Origin of the sequence: Pseudoteredinibacter isoporae (genome assembly GCF_011602085.1) — a bacterium.
Lineage (GTDB): Bacteria > Pseudomonadota > Gammaproteobacteria > Pseudomonadales > Cellvibrionaceae > Pseudoteredinibacter > Pseudoteredinibacter isoporae.
The window spans coordinates 273492-293253 of record NZ_JAAONY010000001.1 but is presented as its reverse complement, the minus strand read 5'-3'; the positions used below and the strand labels follow the sequence as shown (position 1 = coordinate 293253).

General features: G+C 50.8%; 24 protein-coding genes. 9 read left to right on the top strand and 15 right to left on the bottom strand.

Translation table 11 applies throughout. The features are described from left to right. Positions 1-293 precede the first annotated feature (293 nt). Positions 294-680, top strand: coding sequence for a c-type cytochrome (locus G8768_RS01290; RefSeq protein WP_166853478.1), 387 nt, complete (start codon positions 294-296; stop codon positions 678-680). Between the two features lie 552 nt (positions 681-1232). Here G8768_RS01290 and G8768_RS01285 read toward each other — a convergent pair. The 8 genes from G8768_RS01285 to G8768_RS01250 form a co-directional block, all read right to left on the bottom strand. Beyond that, on the bottom strand, positions 1233-1568 hold the full coding sequence (locus G8768_RS01285) for a DUF6488 family protein (RefSeq protein WP_166852621.1): 336 nt from the start codon (positions 1566-1568) through the stop codon (positions 1233-1235). Continuing rightward, positions 1565-2107 carry a hypothetical protein gene (locus G8768_RS01280; protein ID WP_166852624.1) on the bottom strand — a complete coding sequence of 181 codons (543 nt, stop codon included), beginning with the start codon at positions 2105-2107 and terminating at the stop codon, positions 1565-1567. The genes G8768_RS01285 and G8768_RS01280 overlap by 4 nt, the downstream gene beginning before the upstream one ends. Positions 2108-2121: 14 nt before the next feature. Continuing rightward, positions 2122-2862, bottom strand: coding sequence for a HupE/UreJ family protein (locus G8768_RS01275; protein ID WP_425328653.1), 741 nt, complete (start codon positions 2860-2862; stop codon positions 2122-2124). A 26-nt stretch (positions 2863-2888) separates the two neighbouring features. After that, entirely contained in the window at positions 2889-3818 is a 930-nt protein-coding gene (locus tag G8768_RS01270; protein WP_166852627.1) for a M56 family metallopeptidase, read from the bottom strand. A 25-nt stretch (positions 3819-3843) separates the two neighbouring features. After that, positions 3844-4221 (bottom strand): BlaI/MecI/CopY family transcriptional regulator, encoded by a 378-nt coding sequence (locus G8768_RS01265; RefSeq protein ID WP_166852630.1) that lies wholly within the window; start codon positions 4219-4221, stop codon positions 3844-3846. Positions 4222-4379: 158 nt separating this feature from the next. Next, the gene (gene rep, locus G8768_RS01260; RefSeq protein WP_166853482.1) at positions 4380-6401 is read right to left on the bottom strand and encodes a DNA helicase Rep; all 2022 of its coding nucleotides are present in this window, start codon (positions 6399-6401) and stop codon (positions 4380-4382) included. A 79-nt stretch (positions 6402-6480) separates the two neighbouring features. Next, entirely contained in the window at positions 6481-7998 is a 1518-nt protein-coding gene (locus G8768_RS01255) for a YifB family Mg chelatase-like AAA ATPase (protein ID WP_166852633.1), read from the bottom strand. A 195-nt stretch (positions 7999-8193) separates the two neighbouring features. Further along, positions 8194-8445 carry an accessory factor UbiK family protein gene (locus G8768_RS01250; protein WP_166852637.1) on the bottom strand — a complete coding sequence of 84 codons (252 nt, stop codon included), beginning with the start codon at positions 8443-8445 and terminating at the stop codon, positions 8194-8196. A gap of 420 nt (positions 8446-8865) precedes the next feature. On the opposite strand from G8768_RS01250, the gene G8768_RS01245 reads away from it, so the two are divergent. The 5 genes from G8768_RS01245 to G8768_RS01225 all read left to right on the top strand — a co-directional run bounded on the left by G8768_RS01245 (position 8866) and on the right by G8768_RS01225 (position 12499). Continuing rightward, positions 8866-9582: a TorF family putative porin gene (locus G8768_RS01245; RefSeq protein ID WP_166852640.1), complete on the top strand. Its 717-nt coding sequence runs from the start codon at positions 8866-8868 to the stop codon at positions 9580-9582. Positions 9583-9635: 53 nt separating this feature from the next. Continuing rightward, the gene (locus tag G8768_RS01240; protein ID WP_166852643.1) at positions 9636-9974 is read left to right on the top strand and encodes a P-II family nitrogen regulator; all 339 of its coding nucleotides are present in this window, start codon (positions 9636-9638) and stop codon (positions 9972-9974) included. A 78-nt stretch (positions 9975-10052) separates the two neighbouring features. Further along, positions 10053-11303, top strand: a complete 1251-nt coding sequence (locus G8768_RS01235) for an ammonium transporter (RefSeq protein WP_166852646.1) — start codon at positions 10053-10055, stop codon at positions 11301-11303. Between the two features lie 164 nt (positions 11304-11467). Next, a complete protein-coding gene (locus G8768_RS01230; protein WP_166852649.1) occupies positions 11468-11806 on the top strand; it encodes a P-II family nitrogen regulator in 339 nt (112 codons plus the stop codon). A gap of 426 nt (positions 11807-12232) precedes the next feature. After that, positions 12233-12499 (top strand): hypothetical protein, encoded by a 267-nt coding sequence (locus tag G8768_RS01225; RefSeq protein ID WP_166852652.1) that lies wholly within the window; start codon positions 12233-12235, stop codon positions 12497-12499. Between the two features lie 13 nt (positions 12500-12512). On the opposite strand, the gene G8768_RS01220 is transcribed toward G8768_RS01225, so the two are convergent. The 7 genes from G8768_RS01220 to G8768_RS01190 form a co-directional block, all read right to left on the bottom strand. Further along, the gene (locus G8768_RS01220; RefSeq protein WP_166852655.1) at positions 12513-13244 is read right to left on the bottom strand and encodes an HAD family hydrolase; all 732 of its coding nucleotides are present in this window, start codon (positions 13242-13244) and stop codon (positions 12513-12515) included. A gap of 9 nt (positions 13245-13253) precedes the next feature. Next, the gene (gene xerC, locus G8768_RS01215; RefSeq protein WP_166852658.1) at positions 13254-14156 is read right to left on the bottom strand and encodes a tyrosine recombinase XerC; all 903 of its coding nucleotides are present in this window, start codon (positions 14154-14156) and stop codon (positions 13254-13256) included. A 3-nt stretch (positions 14157-14159) separates the two neighbouring features. Beyond that, the gene (locus G8768_RS01210) at positions 14160-14840 is read right to left on the bottom strand and encodes a DUF484 family protein (RefSeq protein WP_166852661.1); all 681 of its coding nucleotides are present in this window, start codon (positions 14838-14840) and stop codon (positions 14160-14162) included. After that, on the bottom strand, positions 14837-15667 hold the full coding sequence (gene dapF, locus G8768_RS01205) for a diaminopimelate epimerase (protein ID WP_166852664.1): 831 nt from the start codon (positions 15665-15667) through the stop codon (positions 14837-14839). Before dapF ends, G8768_RS01210 begins: the two co-directional genes overlap by 4 nt. Positions 15668-15734: 67 nt before the next feature. Further along, positions 15735-16973 (bottom strand): diaminopimelate decarboxylase, encoded by a 1239-nt coding sequence (lysA, locus tag G8768_RS01200; RefSeq protein ID WP_166852666.1) that lies wholly within the window; start codon positions 16971-16973, stop codon positions 15735-15737. 43 nt (positions 16974-17016) lie between these two features. Further along, entirely contained in the window at positions 17017-17148 is a 132-nt protein-coding gene (gene lptM, locus G8768_RS01195) for an LPS translocon maturation chaperone LptM (protein ID WP_166852669.1), read from the bottom strand. 22 nt (positions 17149-17170) lie between these two features. Beyond that, entirely contained in the window at positions 17171-17344 is a 174-nt protein-coding gene (locus tag G8768_RS01190; RefSeq protein ID WP_166852672.1) for a hypothetical protein, read from the bottom strand. A 115-nt stretch (positions 17345-17459) separates the two neighbouring features. On the opposite strand from G8768_RS01190, the gene cyaY reads away from it, so the two are divergent. Genes cyaY through G8768_RS01175 form a run of 3 tightly spaced genes read left to right on the top strand, consistent with a single transcriptional unit; the run spans position 17460 to position 19756 of the window. Beyond that, positions 17460-17774, top strand: coding sequence for an iron donor protein CyaY (cyaY, locus tag G8768_RS01185; RefSeq protein WP_166852677.1), 315 nt, complete (start codon positions 17460-17462; stop codon positions 17772-17774). 39 nt (positions 17775-17813) lie between these two features. After that, positions 17814-18506 (top strand): crotonase/enoyl-CoA hydratase family protein, encoded by a 693-nt coding sequence (locus tag G8768_RS01180; protein ID WP_166852680.1) that lies wholly within the window; start codon positions 17814-17816, stop codon positions 18504-18506. Between the two features lie 47 nt (positions 18507-18553). Next, on the top strand, positions 18554-19756 hold the full coding sequence (locus tag G8768_RS01175; RefSeq protein ID WP_166852683.1) for a tetratricopeptide repeat protein: 1203 nt from the start codon (positions 18554-18556) through the stop codon (positions 19754-19756). The last annotated feature ends 6 nt before the right edge of the window (positions 19757-19762 follow it).

Here is a 19762-nt window from a genome sequence, read left to right as displayed (position 1 = left end):
CAGTCTATCACAGGGCTTTTGGCGGTTTTTGTACATAATTGCGCTATCCTTATGATTCCTAAGGCTTCTTTGTTTCAACTTAGGGGCCAAGGCGCTATAATGCCGACGCTTTGCGGGCGATCGAAGAAGGCGCCCAACAGATGATGTCGTCATGAGCATCTGTACAAGCAGTAGCCAATGGGTTGTGCACGCCTGATAGCTAAAGAGCACAATCGAGCTGCCCGGTAAGAGCCGGAGCAACCAAAGAGGACAAAACCGTGAGTCACGCGAAAAAAGTAATTAGCCTGTTTTCCATGGCGGCCGCTGCCGCTGTTGTATCTGCTGCGGTATACGCTGCGGATGATTCTGTTAAAGCACGCATCGCGCCAATCGGCGACGTTTGCATGTCCGGTGAGGACTGCGCTGCTGCGCCAGCTGCCCCGGTTGCTTCCGGTCCTCGCTCCGGTGTTGATGTGTACAACACCAGTTGCATGGCATGTCACGCAACGGGCGCTTCCGGTGCTCCAAAGCTGGGTGATGCCGCGGCTTGGGCGCCACGAGTGAGCAAGGGTATGGATGTACTGTACGCGAGCGCGATCAATGGTTTGAACGGTGTGATGCCTCCGAAGGGCATGTGCATGGATTGCTCTGATGACGAGCTGAAAGCCGCCGTTGACCACATGCTTGAAAACAGTAAGTAAGCGCTGATTCAAGCCAGGTGATGGTTCCTTGGGGACGCAAAAAGTTCCCTAAGCGAAACTAAAAAAAGCCGCTATGTAGCGGCTTTTTTTATGTTTAACAATCGCTTAGCTGCAGAAACTATTATTCATATTAAGTGTAAAGATTAGGCGACGTGTAAACTGATTCGATCTTCTTATTAATACGAAAATTCTTAGGCCAAAACGATTGCTAAATCCTCGCCATTTGTCGTTCAAAACAATGCAAAGCCATCGATAAGTGCGTATGCTTGTTTCCAGACCTTGGGCTCCACAGAGGTGAAAAAGAGAACAAGAAAGCCAAACAGCGCACGGTGACTCAAGGCCGAGCAGGGGACACCCCAAGCCAACAGTTGCGCTATCTTTATAGATTCTAGGTTGTTTGCTTTTTATCTCTAAAGCCGTGGGGCTCAGGGCCACCAATTTAAACCATTTAAAAAGTAACGTTTGAAAAATGTAAGTCGACGGCGTTACTTTTTTTATTGCAGAAATAAAAAAGGCCTCTGAATAAAGAGGCCTTTTTGCTTTTTGGAAATGTTATTTTTCTTGCTGAGGTTTTACACTCAGCACATCGCCATTGGCTGAAATGCTGACGATAATTGCTTGTTGGGTTTCAGCATTATTTACGCGAACCTGGTGTTTGCCGGAATCACTTGGTAACACGGTAAGGTCACTGGATTTTATTTTTTTCCAGCTGCTGTCCAATTTTCCAACGCTGTAGCCTAAATCTTTAATGCTCAATTTTTTAGTCATGCTCAGTGCGATGGATTTTGCTTGACCAGCGTTAATAAAGCCGTGGTCCGCATGGGCAGCCAGCCATTGGCTATTGCAACTGATAACAATGAATAGAACAAGGCTCAGATATTTTTTCATGGTGTATCCTCTTGGTTTGGAAGTGCTTTCGCCAGGCGATATTGCCCTTTGAGTTGCAGTAAAATTTCAACGTCTTCGGTGCTGGTGTTTTTCCAGTACCAGCCGTGGGTTCCGGTAAACGGCGCGGTAAAACTGCCTTTCATTTCCGGCAGTGTTGCAATGGCATAGCTTTCAAAGTAGCCGGTGGTGTCACCTTCTGGTTCGCCATGCAGATCAAAATAAATGGCATCACCTGCACTCAACCATTCATATTCCACTTTTTGGAATTGATCCATAAATAATTTGTACTCAATGCCCGCTCCGGCAGGTACGGTGACATCGATGGTATCTTCGCGCAGTTGCCCGTTGCTGTCGGCGTACTGAATAACCGTTTTTTCTTCGGCCTCTGCAATGGCGGTCAGGCCCAGCTTTTTACCAATGCCTGTTGGGTCTTGGCCAAACTCGGCCGGCATGACGATGGTGATAAAAACCACAGCAGCGAGCAGTACAGCAATGATGCTGGCTTTGATGAGCGCTGGCCCGGATAAATTCTGTTCCATGGTGAATCCTTAAATTAAGACTGAAAATAAGAGGTTAGTTGCAGAGCCATCAGCAAAAAGCCGGCACTCATTAATAGGGTATTGCTGACCGTTGCAAAGCGCATGAAGCTGTCATGGCGACGCCAGGCGCTAATCGCGATCACGATGATTGCCAGGGCGGCAAACTGGCCGAGTTCCACGCCCACATTAAAAGCCAGCAAGTTTGTTAGGAGTCCATCCTCTGGCAGCTGGAATTCCTGAAGCTTGGTGGCCAAACCAAAACCATGGAACAGCCCAAAAATAAATACCACCAACTTGCTGTTGGGACTATGTCCCAGGATTCTTCGAAAGCCACCGAGATTGTCAAAGCCTTTGTAAACAATAGAGAGTGCAATGATGGCGTCGATCAAATAAGCGTTCAGCTGCACTTCCATTAATACGCCCAGCAGCAAGGTGGTACTGTGTCCAAGGGTGAACAGGCTGACATAGATCAGTACATCGCGTGTGCGAAAGAGAAAGAAAATAACACCAAACAAAAACAACAGGTGATCGTAACCGGTGATCATATGCTTGGCGCCGATGTACATAAACGGAATAAAGTTGGCGCCGGTATTACTTTGAAGGAAGAGTCGCGTCTGTTCATCCACGCCGTGAGCGAATGTCAGGCTGCTAAACAGAAAAAGGGCGGCCGCAGCAAAATAACATACGATACGCCGCATGGAATACCGATTGCTGATCGGTTTTTTGTGCCATAGAGAAGAATGATCTGTTTTCACGTGTGCTTTCCAATATCAATAATAAACTAGAGAAAATAAAAAAGAATGGCTTCGCTCAGATGGTGAACGCTGTCAATCGAAAAAACCAGGCTCAGAACCAAGGTCAGTATGAGCGCAACCATAACGGTTGGTGACCCGGATGAGTCTTTTTGTTCTCCGCTGAGAGCATCGACCCGCTCTGGAATAAATGAAGAAGAAAATGAACAGGCAGCTTTGAAGTCTTGAGTTTGATTTTGCAATCGGGCCACTTTGACGAGTGTGCCGGCGATGTCAAAGCGATTGAAGCCGGATCTTACAGTTTGTACATCTGCTCGTTCTTCCATGGCCAAATAATATTGCCGGGACAGTGTTTTGCGAAGCGGATAGAAAAACAATGTGTAAAGACAACGAACCAAATACAACTTGATTGGGTCACGATAGTGGCAATGGGCCTGTTCGTGGGCAACAACAATATTGAGTTCTTTTTCATTCAGTTGTTTGGCGAGGGTGGGGCTGATAAAAATATTTTCCTCGCTTGTGCCATAGCTAAACGCAGTGGCCTGTTGCACTTGATTGGGGTTGCCCTGCCATCGGCGGAATTGTTGCTGGGCTTGCTTCCACTGATGTGCTTTTACGAGGACAAAACTGACAGCAGCGATCAAGCCGACAATGCCAGAGACGCTGTGCCAATTAAACTGCTCGGGCACATGATGCCAATGAAAGTAGTCGTCAGCGTACTGGGGGAACGCAGCCAGCAGACCTACGGCAACCAGTGAAAGGCTGGCAGCCAGCAACGGCGCCAGTGATAAGGCGGTTAAAGATTGCAAACGTGCTTGGGCTTTACAGCTCTGAAAGTGTTTTTTCAGGCGGGGAATCAGCATTAGACTGGCCAACGTATTGAACAGCAAGGCCGCGGCAATCAGTGCGAGAAAAAACACACCGAGCAGATGAGCGATACTGAGCAAAGTCGTTACCATGATTGTGTTAAGCTGCCTTTATGAATTACGGCTTCAAAGTCTGTCGGCGTTTTTGAATCAGAGCTTCCAATTCATCCAGCTGATCGGCATCGAGTTCTTCGGACATGGATGCAAACGCCGCAATTAATCCATTCTCCTGATGCTCGGCCAGCTCCTCCGCCACCTGAGTAATAATTTTTGCAATTAGCTGGCGGCGCTCAATGCGTGGCGAGTAGAGCCAGGCATGGCCTTGTTTCTCACGACTCAACAGTTCCTTTTTAAAGAGCCGGTCCAGGGTGCTTTGAATGGTGTTCAGCGAGCCACCGCGGCTTTTGCTGAATACGCTGTACACATCTTTTGCCGAAGCTGGGGCTTCTTGCCAGAGATAGTGCAGTACCTGTTTTTCCAATTCGCCTAATTGCATGGTGTTATCGAGCTGTCACGTAAGATTTTTAGCGTTATATAAAAAGGCCGTATACAAAGCGATGTATAACGACCGATGAGGCATTCTGGCAGAGTAAAAACCGATAGGCAATCGGTTTTTACTCTGCGTGTACCTTGGAAAGAAAAAAGGGTAGCGGATTAGAGGTCGGCGAGCAGGCTATCCAGGGTCATGCGGCCCTTTTGTTCATTGCGCACCGGACAGTGATCGCCAAAGCCTTCGGTCTCGATTTCTTCTTCCGGCAACTCTTCCAAAAACCGGGAATTACTGGTGTCGATAATCTCGCCGTACTGTTTGCGCTTTGCCGCCATGGTAATGCTAAGGGTTTTCTGGGCGCGGGTGATACCCACATAGCAAAGGCGGCGCTCCTCCTCGACATTGTCTTCTTCAATGCTGGTGCGGTGTGGCAGGATGTCTTCTTCGAATCCCAACATAAAAACATGGGGAAACTCCAAGCCTTTAGAGGCGTGCAGGGTCATCATCTGCACTTGGTCCATTTCCTCTTCTTCTTCGTTGCGCTCCAGCATATCCCGCAAAATCAGCTTGTTGAGAGCCGCTTCGAGTCCGATGTCGCGTTCGTCCAGATCGTCTTCGGTTTGCTGGCGTTCCAGAAGATTACGAATCGAATCGATCAGATACCAAACGTTTTCCATGCGCTTTTCGCCCACTTTGGGGCTGCTGGCGTTCTGCACCAGCCAGCCTTCGTAGTCGATATCCGTAACCATCTCACGCAGCGCGTTGATGGGGTTGCCGGTTTCTGCGAGGTGGCCAATATGCAGTACCCACTCCCGAAAGCGCAGCAATCTTGCCAGAGTTTGTTTCGGAATTTCCCGCGCCAGGCCCATCTCGTCCACGGCGGCAAACAGGCTGATATGGCGTTCGCCCGCATAGCGTCCCAAGGCTTCCAGGGTGCTGGTACCAATCTGGCGCCGAGGCGTATTCACAATGCGCAGGAAGGCATTGTCGTCATCCGGGTTCACCAGCAGTTTCAGGTAGGCCATGATGTCCTTGATCTCGGTGCGTGAGAAAAAGGAGGTGCCCCCCGACATGGCATAGGGAATTTGATGCTGTTGCAGCTTGATCTCCATCAGCCGGGCCTGGTGGTTGCCCCGATAGAGGATGGCGAAATCCTTGAAATGAATTTGTCGCTGCAGTCTCTGGGTGATGATCTCATTGGCTACCCGCTCGCATTCCAGCTCTTCATTGCCACAGCGAATAATGCGGATGGGCTCACCATAGGACTTGTCACTCCACAGCGCCTTATCAAATTCATGGGGGTTGTGAGCAATCAGGTAGTTGGCGGTTTTCAGTATTCGCTGGGTCGAGCGATAGTTCTGCTCCAGCTTGATCAGGTGCAGATTGGGATAATCCTGGCGCAACATACTCATGTTTTCCGGACGCGCGCCTCGCCAGGCGTAGATTGACTGGTCGTCATCGCCCACCACGGTCAGCTTGCCCCGATCGCCTACAATTTGTTTCACCAGCAGGTACTGGCTGGAGTTGGTGTCCTGGTACTCATCCACCAGCAGGTAGCGAATCTTCTTCTGCCAGCGTTTGAGAATTTCTGGTTCATTGTGAAACAGCTGTACGGGGATCAGAATCAAATCATCAAAATCCAGCGCGTTATAGGCTTTCAATGCCTGGGTATAGCGCTCGTAGACATAGGCAATAAACTCTTCGCCCTTATTCTGGGCTTTACTCTTGGCGTGGGCCGGAATCACCAGATCGTTCTTCCAGTTGGAAATCTGGTTTTGCACCATATCGAGGTGGTCGCTGTCGATATCGCCCTCTTTGAGCATCAGGTCTTTCAGCAGGGTGCGGGAATCCTCGGCATCAAAGATGGAAAAGCCGGGTTTGTAACCCAGGGTTTTGCACTCCTGGCGGATGATGTTCAAACCCAGATTGTGGAAGGTCGATACCGTAAGGCCTCGACCGGCCCCCTTGGCCAGCAAGCCGCTCACCCGCTCCTTCATCTCCCGGGCCGCCTTATTGGTAAAGGTCAGTGCGGCAATATTACGCGCCGCCATGCCGCATTCTTCGATGAGATAGGCAATTTTTCGGGTGATTACACTTGTTTTGCCACTGCCGGCGCCCGCGAGCACGAGGGTCGGGCCGTCAATGTATAAAACCGCCTCTTTCTGGCGAGGATTCAGGTGTTGAATGAGATGGGACACGGTCGATCATGGTCTTGCTTTATGGCCGCCTATTGTAGCGGCGGCCCGGGCAATTGTCAGAGGGAATTTAGCCGGCCTCGCGATCCAGTCCCCGATAGCTAAGCGCCTCGTTGATGTGCCGAGCGTCAATCAATTCCGCATCCGCAAGATCGGCAATGCTCAGCGCCAGTTTGAGAATGCGGTGATAAGCCCGAGCTGAGAGTTTCAGTTGGCTCATGGCTTTTGCCAGGCGTTGCAGGCTGTCCTGGCTTGCAGGCAGCCCTTTGTTCAGCACTTCTTCCAGCTCCTGATTATTGAGTTTGGCATTGACCTTGTTCTGGCGAGCGAGTTGCCGTTGTTGGGCATTGAGTACGCGCTCGCGAATTGCGTCGCTGCTGTCACCTAATGGGGCTTTTTGTAGTTCTTCGCTGCTGATCGTTTGCATGGGGATATGCAAATCGATGCGATCCAGCAGTGGGCCGGACAGGCGCAGGCGGTAGCGTTGCACCTGATCCGGGCTGCAGCGACAAGCTCGCTGGCGGCTGCCGTGATAACCGCAGGGGCAGGGGTTCATGGCGGAGATGAGTTGGAATCTGGCCGGAAAGTTAGCCTGGGCTCTCGCCCGGGATATGCAGATCTCGCCGCTTTCCAGTGGTTCGCGCAGAACCTCCAGCACGGAGCGGGGGAATTCGGGCAGTTCATCCAGAAACAGTATGCCCGCATGGGCGAGGCTGATTTCTCCGGGTTTGGGGTTGGCGCCACCGCCGACCAGTGCGGTGCTGGAGGCTGAGTGGTGAGGGTTGCGGAAGGGACGCTGGCGCCACAAGTCGATATCAAAGGGTTTGAGGATGGAATGGATGGCCGCGACCTCGATGGCCTCCTGTTCACTCAGTTCCGGCAGTATGCCCGCGAGTCGCTGGGCCAGCATGGTTTTGCCTGTGCCCGGTTCTCCAAAAAAGAGCAGATTATGGCCGCCGGCTGCGGCGATTTCCAAAGCACGTTTGGCCTGACTCTGGCCCCTGACATCCTGCATATCGAGAGTGGCACCCCGGGTTTGGGGTTGAAGGCCAGCGCTAATCTGGGGAGTTAAGGGCTGATTGCCGTTTAGATGGGCACAGACCTGCAAGAGATTATCGGCCGCCAACACCTCGGTACTGGCGCTAAGGGCCGCTTCGGCGGCATTGGCTTTGGGCACAATCAGTTTTCGCCCGCTTTGGCTGGCGGCCAGTGAGGCGCTCAAGCTGGCGGGGACTGCCCGCAGTTCGCCAGACAGGGCCAGTTCGCCCAGCAATTCGCAGTTACGCAGCTCGCCCTGGGGAATCTGTTTAGAGGCCGCCAGTATGCCGAGGGCGATCGCCAGGTCAAAGCGACCACCGTCCTTGGGGAGGTCGGCCGGGGCCAGATTCACGGTTATGCGCCGGGCCGGAAATTCAAAGTGGCTGTTGAGAATGGCGCTGCGTACCCGGTCTTTGCTTTCTTTTACGGCGGTTTCCGCAAGGCCGACGATGGCTAATTTAGGCAGGCCACCGGAGATGTGGGTTTCGACGGTGACAAGTGGCGCGTCAATCCCCAGGCGGGCTCGGCTGTAAACAACGGCTAATGACATGATTGGCTGTATCCCTGATTTTCTTCCCGTTTTTGACCCAAATAACCAAAAGGGCAGCTCTTCTTAAGCCTTTGCTTTCGAGAGCTGCCCTAAGGGCTTATTTTCTTTGGGGTAATGGGATCAGGCTAACAGCCGCTATTAATAGTCAGTATCGGGCAAAAAGCCGTATTAGCGCGCTTCCTTGATCAGGGCGGTCTAGTCGTTTTGCCGGGATTGTAATTGCTCCAGCTGGGCCTGCATCTCTTCGATTTGCTGTTCCAGGGCATCAATTTTTTCCCGGCTGCGCTGCAAGACAATGCTCTGGGCATCGAACTCGTCCCGCCCGACGAGGTTCAGGCGCTTAACAGCGGAGGTAATGATCTGCTGTATCTGGCTCTGTGCGGATGGGCCTTGTTCCATGGCGCTATGGATGTCTTTGGCGAGCTTTTGGGCGAAGTCTTGCAACATATTAATGGAATCTCTCGGTACTCAAACAGGCGCTAGTGTAAATCATGTAGCACAAAGATACATGAATCCTGTTTTTGCACCTTCTTGGCACACAGCGATTTGCACCAACTGTGAGCAAAGATTGGCGGCGAACAATATTTGCACCAGCCCTGTGCGAAAACAGCGAGCTTAAATGCACACATTTAGTTGATAACGCGCCGATACCGAGGAGGACAGGCGAATTTTAAAAGTTGGCCCGCTCTGTGCAAAGAGACATGAGTAGATTGGCGAGCAACTGGTTTCCCGAACAAAAACGGGCCTTGCCTGCCGAGTAAACACCATGAGCTATAGCTTCAGATTGGCGAGAGCCATTCGAAAGCGCTAAGAGCGGTGCCAAAACAGATAAAACATACAAGCACTTTTAATCTTGGAGAGAGAACTATGAAAAAAATGATTAGCTGCGTTTCCATGGCGGCATTAAGTATGGCAGCGGTAACCGCAAGCGCGGCCGAAATCAGTGCCAATGTTGCGCTAACCAGCGATTACAAATTTCGGGGTATTTCCCAAACCGATACCAGTCCGGCCATTCAGGGCGGTTTCGATGTGAACTTTGAAAACGGTTTTTATGTTGGTACCTGGGGTTCCAATGTGGACTTCGCCAACAGTCTTGAGCTGGATTACTACATCGGTTACAGCACCGATCTGAGTGAAGATGTATCTATCGATGTGGGTTATCTCTACTACGATTATCCGGGTTCACCTGACGAAGACGATTACGCTGAAGTTTATGGCAGTGTGTCCTTTATGGATTTCACCTTCGGTGCGAACTATTCCAATGACTACTATTTAGAGTCGGGCAAATTCTTGTACCTGTATGGCGACTATGAAATTTCTCTTCCCGAAGATTTCAGTATTGCCATTCACTACGGATTCAATGATCTGGATCGCAGCACCCGCAATGCCCGCCCCGGCGAAAACGCCTTCTTGACTGGCGGTGCGGATTCTTATGCAGACTACAACATTACCTTGAACAAATCCTATGGTGGTGTTGATTTCAGTTTGGGTTATTACGATACCGACCTGAACAAGGCTGAATGTTTTGACAATGACAGCCTCTGTGATGGTTCGTTTATTTTTACCGTTGCTAAATCACTGTAAGCAACACAGAAAAGTAAGGAGCCGGCTATGACCGGCTCCTACTCGGGGGAATTATGAAGTTAGTAACAGCAATCATCAAACCATTCAAATTGGATGCTGTACGCGAAGCACTTTCTGAAGCGGGCGTACATGGTATTACCGTGACCGAGGTAAAAGGTTATGGCCGGCAGAAAGGCCACACCGAACTTTATCGTGGTGCGGAATATGTGGTGGATTTCTTGCCCAAAACAAAAGTCGAAGCGGCGGTTGCGGATGGCGATGTCGATGTGGTCGTTGAGGCAATATCAAAAGCGGCACACAGCGGAAAAATCGGCGACGGTAAGATCTTTGTAAGCTCCCTGGAGCAAGTGATCAGAATCCGAACCGGGGAAACCGGCGAAGACGCTATTTAATCTCGCAGTAAATTCAAACTAGCAAATTTTTTTGCAGCTTTTTAGCTGTGACAGGATTCTTTTGTCTGGAGAAAACTGATGGAAACCCAAGTAACAGAGTTGGCTTACGCCCTCGATACCTTTTATTTTTTAATTTGCGGTGCCCTTGTCATGTGGATGGCGGCAGGTTTTGCCATGCTTGAAGCGGGTTTGGTACGCGCAAAAAATACGACAGAAATTTTGACGAAAAACGTCGCACTGTTTGCAATCGCTTGCACCATGTACATGATTTGTGGCTATACGATCATGTATGGTTCAGCCGATTGGCTGTTGTCCGGCATTACGGGGGACGGAGTTGCCGGAGCCGCCGAGCCTGCGAGCTATGCTCCATCGGCGGACTTTTTCTTTCAGGTTGTGTTTGTCGCAACCGCCATGTCGATTGTTTCCGGTGCTGTTGCCGAGCGCATGAAGCTGTGGGCATTCCTGGCCTTTGCTGTGGTCATGACGGGTTTTATTTACCCGTTGGAAGGTTCCTGGACCTGGGGCAGCAAAGATGTATTCGGTTTGTATAATCTGGGCGATTTAGGCTTTTCAGATTTCGCTGGCTCGGGCATTGTCCACATGGCGGGCGCCGCAGCGGCCTTAGCCGGTGTGTTGATTCTTGGCCCTCGTAAAGGCAAGTATGGCCCTGGTGATGTGATTACTCCCATCCCGGGTTGTAATCTTCCCTTGGCTACCCTGGGTACCTTTATTCTGTGGTTGGGCTGGTTCGGCTTTAACGGTGGTTCCGTACTCGCGACAGCCAGTGTTGAAAGTGCGAACAGTGTCGCGGTGGTCTTTATGAATACTAATGCGGCCGCTGCAGGCGGTTTAATTGGTGCTCTGGCGATTGCACGCTTCAAGTTCGGTAAGGCGGATTTAACCATGGCTTTGAATGGTGCTTTGGCGGGTTTGGTTGCAATTACCGCTGAGCCTTCTACACCAACGCCTCTACAGGCAACCTTATTCGGTATGGCTGGGGGGGTGATCGTGGTATTCAGTATCCTGACTCTGGATAAACTGAAAATTGATGACCCTGTTGGTGCTATCTCTGTTCACGGTGTCGTGGGCTTACTGGGTCTGCTGTTAGTGCCCATCACGAATCCTCTGACAGAAGATGGCGGTTCCAGCTTTACGGGTCAGCTTATTGGTGCAGCGACAATCTTTGGCTGGACCTTTATTGCGAGCCTGATCGTGTGGCTGATCATCGATAAAGTCTTCGGAGTACGCGTAAGCGAAGAAGAGGAATACGATGGTGTTGATCTGGCAGAATGTGGTATGGATGCGTACCCGGAATTCACCACAAAATAAGCATTTGCCGAAGAACGCAACACCTCAAGCAGGCCCCGGAATCCGGGGCCTTTGCTACTAAAGGGTATTTATTTGGATGATTTTTGAGGCTTTTCCGTGTATTGTTGCTGCCTCATAAAACAGCCAAAATCGCCTTAGCAATTCGAGCCAAACAGGAATACGGTATGAAGTTAATCACAGCGGTTATCAAACCATTTAAATTGGACGATGTACGAGCAGCCCTTTCCGAGGTTGGTGTGCAGGGTATGACGGTCACTGAAGTGAAAGGCTTTGGTCGCCAGAAAGGTCATACCGAACTTTATCGTGGTGCTGAGTATGTGGTGGACTTTCTACCCAAAGTAAAATTGGAACTCGCGCTTGATGATGCAATGGTTGAGCAGGCGGTTGAGGCGATCAGCAAATCCGCGCAGACCGGAAAAATCGGTGACGGTAAAATCTTTATTTCACCTTTGGACGAGATTATCCGAATCCGAACTGGCGAAACCGGCCCTGAAGCGGTTTAATTTATGTTTCCGCTACTGGCCATGCCGGTAGCGGATTTTATCCTTCTTTCCACTTTCCACTTTCCACTTTCCACTTTCCACTTTCCACTTTCCACTTTCCACTTTCCACTTTCCACTTTCCTCATTCTGCTCTCTTTATTTTCTTGCCTTCTGATTTTTGGCCGTTACTTTTTATTAAGCAATATTTGTCACTGCATTAAGCGAAATAAAAGCACTCTTTAAATATGATCGATCAGAGTTGCTCATAAAATTAAAAATTATAAAGGCGCGCTGTAAAGAAAATTTACGCCTGTCTAGTCTGCTGCTTTCGTAAAAGTTGACGAAAAAAGATGAAAAATGTGACGCACTGCTCTGTTGTTCATTGGTGAGCTTGTGTCGTTCAACTATACCTAAGTTAAAGGATGTGTTCTTAGGGTGTGAGACGACATGACAGTATTAAAAAGCCATAAAAAAGGTAAAGCAACTGCTAGCTTGAAGTCTGGAAAAATTCTAACAGGAGGTTTGGAATCTTTGGCGAAATTGGATAGGGAACATTCCTTCACGCCAAAATGTCGAGAGGGTATACGGGAAGAATTGGAGCGCCAGGTGCAGGAATTTCTAATGCAAGGTGGAGAAATTCAAGGGATCGCACCGGATGTTATGGCTGATCCACCGAGAAAGCCCCAAAGCAAATACGGTTCGAGACCGATCTAGCATTCGACATCGCTTAGCGTGATAAAGCGTCCTGCAGCTGCTTCACCGCTGCAGGTATTTTTTCCAAGGCATCAACTTCCAGACTGGCTTGATACTCTTTATGGGGCCAGACTTCCTGTTTACGGTTAAACCACAAACTGTGTAAGCCTGCTTGTTGTGCCCCCCAGATATCATCGTCCGGGTTATCGCCCACATGCAAGCATTCGTCGGCATTTACCTTGAAATGATTCAGGGTGTGCAAAAAGGGTTTGGCCTCCGGTTTGCCAACACCCAGCTCTTCGGCACTCACATGCAGGCTGAAATACTGATCCAATCCCAGACGTTCACTGCAGGCATTGCCATTGGTAATGGCGGCGAGATGATAGTGTTTTTTCAGTTCAGCCAGAGTCTCCAGCGCATTGTTAAAATAAACCGGCTTGTGTCGCCAATGCATAAAAAGCTCAAATACTTCTGCGCTAAGGCTTGAGGCATCATGCTCTGAAAAGTCGTAGTCCTGTAACAGCAGCGCAAGCGATTGCTGTCTGAGCTGGCTGACCTGATGTTTTAACTCCGGATTTTTTGCAAGCAGCACTTTCCATTTTTCCACGCGGGCGGCGAAAAGCGATTTCAAATCATAGTGTTCACACAGTACGGGGGCTTTTTCTTGCAGCATTGCATAGCAGTGTTTCTCGGCTTCGAGCATGACCTGTTTGGTTGACCACAGGGTGTCGTCCAGATCGAAGCAAATAAGCTTGAGTGTAGCCATGGTAAATTCTTATTCGTCTTTGGGTTTCAAGGCACGGGGGTGGGCTTTATCGTATACCTTGGCGAGATGTTGGAAATCCAGATGAGTATACACTTGGGTAGTTGAAATGTTGGCGTGCCCGAGTAATTCCTGAACGGCACGCAAATCGCCACTGGATTCCAACATGTGACTGGCGAAAGAATGCCGGAGCATATGCGGATTTACCGGATGGCCTTTGGCTAAACTCTGGCGATCGAAGCGGGCTTGAATGCTGCGCGGTTTTAAGCGGGTGCCGCGTTTGCTGATAAAGACAGCGGGCTCATCATCTTTTGCATGCAAGCTGCGCACTTGCAGCCAGTCTTGAAGTGCCCGCATTGCCAGTTTTCCAAGAGGCAGAAGGCGTTGCTTATTGCCTTTACCGCGAGCCAGAAGGGTGCCAGCTTTAAAATCAACATCGGAGAGATTCAGGTCAGTCAGTTCAGCCAGGCGCAAACCTGAAGAATACATGGTTTCCAGTATGGCGCCGTCGCGAGCCTGGAAAAAAGCATCTTCGTGATCCACGCTCATAAAGTCGGCGGTTTGATCGACGTCCATGGTTTTGGGCAGGGGCTTGCTGGTTTTCGGGGCGCTGATGCCAGCGCTTGGGTCTTGTTTTATCCATTGTTCTTTGATGGCAAAACGAAACCAGGACCGCAGTGCAGACAACAACCGCTGCAAACTGCGACCGCTTAACCCTTGCCTGTGCAGCTGGGCGACACATTGGCGAATATGGTGCGCCCTGAGAGGTTCCAAGCTTTCCAGATTTTGGCTCTCGCAGTAGCCAATAAATTTATTCAGGTCGCGGCGGTAGTTCGCCAGAGTATGGGGAGAAACCTGTCGAACCTGCTGCAAGTAATCGCAGAAGGCCTGGCTCTGTTGCGACAGGTTGTTCATGAATTATGCCGGCAGATGTTTGGGCACAATGCGATTGAGCATGTCGGCAATATAGGACAGGAACAGTGTGCCCATGCTCGAACGATAGTAATCAGAATCGCGATTACCAATGGCCAGCAGGCCAAAACAGTTGCCGTGAATCAAGGGGGCAATTGCGGCAGAGCCGACTTTGGCGGCATTATCTTCAAAGAGATAATGGATGGTGTTGCCATCGAAGTGACCGCAGCTGGCTTTGCCGGATTTGATGTGGGCGCCCAGCGGTTCACGGGCTTCGTTCAGAGTTACGATGCGGGCGGGGCCGGCATCGATATTGTCATCCTTACTGAACAGCAGCAGGGTGGTGTAATGAATTTTAAACTCGCTGTTAAAGCTGTAGAACAGAGCATCGACGATATCACCCAGGTCCTGGGCTTCCATCAGGGCGAGAACAAGGCGCTTGGTTTTATCAAACAGCTTGTCGTTGTCACGGGCATTTTCCAGCAGACTGCTCAAGCGGTGGCGCATTTCCATATTGCGATCGCGCAACACACTGACCTGACGTTCGATCAGGGAAATGGCGTTGCCACTGGCATGGGGCAGCTGAATGTCGGTGATCAGATTCGGATGGCGCAGGAAAAATTCCGGGTCGTTCTTCAGGAACTCGACAATGTCCTGCTCATCAATGGCACTTTCTATGTTGCTCATATCTTTATTTGTCCATGAAACGCCGTAATCGCGGGCCCTGTCATGATAACCGGATGATCTCGCCCTGGCCACTTGATGTTCAGGCTGCCACCGGGAAGGTTAACTTTGACCTCTTCATCCAGCAGGCCCTGCTCGCGACCACTGACCACAGCCGCACAGGCACCTGTGCCACAGGCCAGAGTTTCACCGACTCCACGTTCGAAGACGCGCAGATTGATCTCGTGAGGAGACAAAACCTCCATAAAGCCGGCATTCACTTTCTTGGGAAACTTCGGGTGGGCTTCAATTTGTGGTCCCCAGTCTTCAACGGGAGCGCTTTCACAGCTCTCGACCTGAAGAACCGCATGGGGATTACCCATGGAGACTGCACCCACTTCGATATTGCCGTGTTGCAGCTCCAGTGTGTAACGCGGTTGTTGCTGGTCGGCCTGGAACGGGATCTGGGCTGGAGCCAGCTCGGGTTTGCCCATATCAACAATGACATCACCATCTTCGTCGATCTCGGGTATCAGCACGCCGGCTTTGGTTTCTACGCGGATGATGTTTTTCCCGGTGAGCTTGCGTTCGCGGACGAACTTGGCAAAGCAGCGAATGCCATTGCCACAGTTTTCTACCTCGCTGCCATCGCAGTTAAAAATGCGATACTTGAAATCGGCATCCGGGCGGCTGGGGATCTCAACGATCAATAGTTGATCGCAGCCGATGCCAAAACGGCGATCGGCGATCTTGCGAATTTTCTCTGCACTGAGTCGGATGCGCTGGCTGACGGCGTCGATCATGACGAAATCATTTCCCAGGCCGTGCATCTTGGTAAATCTCAGTCTCACAACACTTTCCTTCTACGCTTTTAACACTCGGCTTCTAACAGGCTAACGCTCTGCGGCACAGGCAGGCTTACAGCAGCTGCTCCTGGGCCAGTAATTCGGCAATGGTTTCACGCTTGCGAACCAGATGTGCCGTGTCGCCGTCAACCAGAATTTCGGCGGCTCTTGGGCGACTATTGTAATTGGAACTCATGGTGAAGCCATAGGCTCCTGCGGACATCACCGCCAATAAATCTCCTTCAGTCAGCGCCAATTGGCGTTGCTTGGCCATAAAATCACCGGTCTCACAGACTGGGCCAACCAAGTCCCATTCCAACGTTTCTTCATGGCGTTCGGCGACCGGCAATACCTGCTGCCACGCCTGGTAAAGCGAGGGTCGGATATTGTCGTTCATGGCGGCATCAATAATGGCGAAGTTCTTGTGCTCGGTGGGCTTGAGATAGTCCACGCGGGTCAGCAAAATGCCGGCATTGGCAACAATGGAGCGCCCAGGTTCAAAAACCAGTTGTTCCTTGCGTCCGGCTGTCTTCTCGATAACCGCTTCGACAAGTTCGGCGATCGCCGGAGGCTGTTCGCCTTGATAGTTCACACCGAGGCCGCCGCCGAGATCCATATGCTCCAGTTCTATGCCCAGCGCTTCGAGCTTGTCGACCAATTGCAGGAGGCGATCCAGAGCATCGATAAAGGGAGCCAGCTCAGTGAGTTGGGAACCGATATGACAGTCGATGCCGGCGACTTTTAACGAAGGTTTGGCAGCGGCTCTCTTATACACCTCAGGTGCGCGCTTGATATCGATACCGAATTTGTTCTCTTTCAAACCGGTCGAAATATAAGGATGGGTCTTGGCATCCACATCGGGGTTTACGCGCAGGGATACGGCTGCGGTTTTACCCATCTCTTCGGCCACCTGAGCCAGGACATCCAGTTCGGCTTCGGATTCCACATTAAAACAATGGATACCCACTTCCAGAGCGCGACGCATTTCATGGGGTTTTTTACCAACACCGGAAAAGACGATCTTTTCCGCGTCGCCGCCAGCGGCCAGAACACGTTCCAGTTCGCCTTCCGAGACAATATCAAAGCCCGAGCCGAGCTTGGCGAGCTGTTGCAGAACGGCGATATTGGAGTTGGCTTTTACCGCGTAGCACACCATACCCCGGCTGCCCAGGGCATCGGCGTAGGCTTGGTATTGGCGGCGGATATGGGCCAGGCTGTAGACATAGCAAGGCGTACCGAATTGGTCGGCAATGCTGTCCAGACGGCACTGCTCCGCCATGAGCTGCTGCTCTTGATAGTGAAAATCTTGCATGATGCTATTGCTGTATCGTTATCGTTTGAAGGTATTGCCGGAATTACTCGCTTTCAGCGGGTTCTTCCTGCGGTGCGGGTTCAGGTGGAGGCAGAACCAGAGGACCTTTCTGGCCGCAGGCGCTCAGTCCGGCCAGGACCAGCAGAGCGAAAATCATTGCATAGGTTTTTTTCATAGTCGTTCTCTCAATGAGTCTATTAACGCTTCTTGCTCGCTGGCGGTAAGCGTTTGGTCATCGTCATGCCTTCTTTCTTCGCGACATGAGGCCCGTTCGCAATGTGCGGACGGGTTTTATTGTGCACGTCGCAGTATACGGTAAAGGCGGCGGTGGATATAGCTTTGGCAACATTGACCCTGTGTCTAATGTTCAAATTCGGTCATGCTACAATGCTTGGTCTGATCGAGTCGTTGATGCACGCCTTCACGGTGCAAAACGCAGAGTGCGAATTACAGAAAGACAAAAGAGACACATAGAGAGATAAGACCATGAATGAAGCTGAATTCCTAGCCGAAGCTGAAGCAACCCTGTTGGCCCTGGAAGATGCCATTGATGAGTGCGAAGGCGCCTTGGACTTTGAATCCAGCTCAGGAATTTTAACCATCGACTGTGAAGATACCGATACCCAGGTGATTGTTTCCCGCCAGCTGGCGATGCAGCAAATCTGGGTGGCTGCCAAATCCGGCGGCTTTCACTGTCAGTGGGACGATGGCCAATGGCGATGCACAACCACGGGTGAGAGCTTGCACGAGCTATTGAACCGCGTGCTGACGGAGCAATCTGACGGGCCGATAACCCTATAGACCTGAGACAAGGTCCAGAGATACAGAACAGGAAATTTTATGAGCGACCTCATCCACTACACTGAAACCGAGCACGCGATTACGCTCCGCTTCGACAATGGCAAAGTCAATGTGCTGTCCCCCGCCATGATCGCGGCCATCAACGAAGCGCTGGACCGCGCTGAAGCGGCACCGTTCAAAGCGGTTATTTTTACCGGTCGCGAAGGTATGTTGAGTGGTGGATATGACCTTGGTGTGATGCAGCAGGGCGGCATGGCGGCGGTACGGGATATGGTGGATGCGGGTTCCCGTCTGACTCGTCGTATGTTGGCGTTTCCTAAGCCGATCATTGCCGCCTGTAATGGTCACGCAATTGCCAAGGGCGCTTTTCTGTTATTAGCCTCGGACTATCGCATTGGTGTTGAAGGTGAATACAAAATCAGCTTGAATGAAGTTGCGATTGGTTTGACCATGCATCATGCGGGCATTGAGTTATGTCGAGGTCGTCTTGCGCCGGTTTATTTCAATCGTGCTATGATCAATGCAGAGGTATTTAATCCTGTGGCGGCTGTTGATGCAGGTTTCCTGGACAAAACAGTCGCCAATGAAGAAGCGCTGCAGCAAGAGGCTGCGGCCATGGCGCAGCATATGGCAACACTTAATGCCAACGCGTTTGCAGCGACAAAAGTAAAAGCGCGCAAACAGCACTTGGACGCCCTGGATTGGGCCATTGAGGAAGATAAAAAAGCATAATCAAAAGTCCATTGCTTTGCGTCGTCGTGATTACTGGAGGCAAAGCAATGGCAGGTTCGACAACCTTAAACGCTTCGCTAAAGTGGCTGCTGGTGTTCATGAGCAGCTGCTTCTTAGTGTCCTGCGGAGCGCCCCAGCATAATGTGCCCAAAGGTGCAGCAAGCACCGAACAGCTCGAAGCCTTTCTTGAAAACTATCCCGCGCTTGACGTTGAAGAAGAACTGAATAAATTTCTGTACATGAGCCCGGATATGAAAACCTTTGCCGATACCTATGTGCGGCGCAAAGGTGCAACAGGGCGTCGCCTGATTGAAGTTCACAATGCCATCAATCATCCGTCAACGGGTATGTCTTATCGGGCAGATGCCCACTACAGTGCTGAAGGGGCGTTCTCGGCAGGTGAAGCAAATTGCCTGTCTTACTCGGCGCTGTTTATTGCCATGAGCCGATACGTCAACTTGCGTGTTTCGTTTCAGGAGGTGGATTTACCACCCAGCTGGAGTCTGGGCGAAAAAGATTTATTGCTGCGTTTTCGTCATGTCAATATTGTTGCGACCCTGGCAACTGGTCGAAAGAAAATCGTCGATTTCCGTATGGACCGTTTTAGTCATTTTTATCCGAGTCGTGAAATCAGCGATCATGAAGCCCTGGCGCTTCAGTTTAATAACCTGGCGGTTGACGCCATGTTTGAAGACGATTGGCCCACGGTGTTTAAGTATCTCCACTCGGCGATTAAAGCCGACCCGAAAAAAGTGGTGGCCTGGGGCAATCTGGGTCTGGCGTTGCGGCGCATCAACCGTTTGGAATTGGCCGAGCGTGCCTATCTTAAGGCGTTGACACTGAATCGTCGGGACTACAGCGTCATGTCCAATCTGGCGAACCTTTATCGTATGACGGGCCGCCCTGACGAAGCGAGTATACTGTCCGAGAAATCATCGCGGCATCGTCAGCGTAACCCTTACTATCATTTTGCCAACGCCCAGAGAGATTATCGCGACAAGCGCTTTGACAGTGCTCTGGAAAACCTGAAAAAAGCCAAGAAACTTCAAGAGAAAGAAGGGAACTTTGAGCAGCTAACCGCTTTCATATATTGGGAGCAAGGCAAGCGCAAAGAAGCCATCTATGTGATGGAGCGCGCCTATGAATGGGAAACCAATCCACGTACCAGCGAGTTGATTGCCAAGCGATTAAAAGATTGGCAAAGGGTGCTGGACACGGGTGAGCCCGCCAAGGATTTGAGAGAACTTTAACGTCTG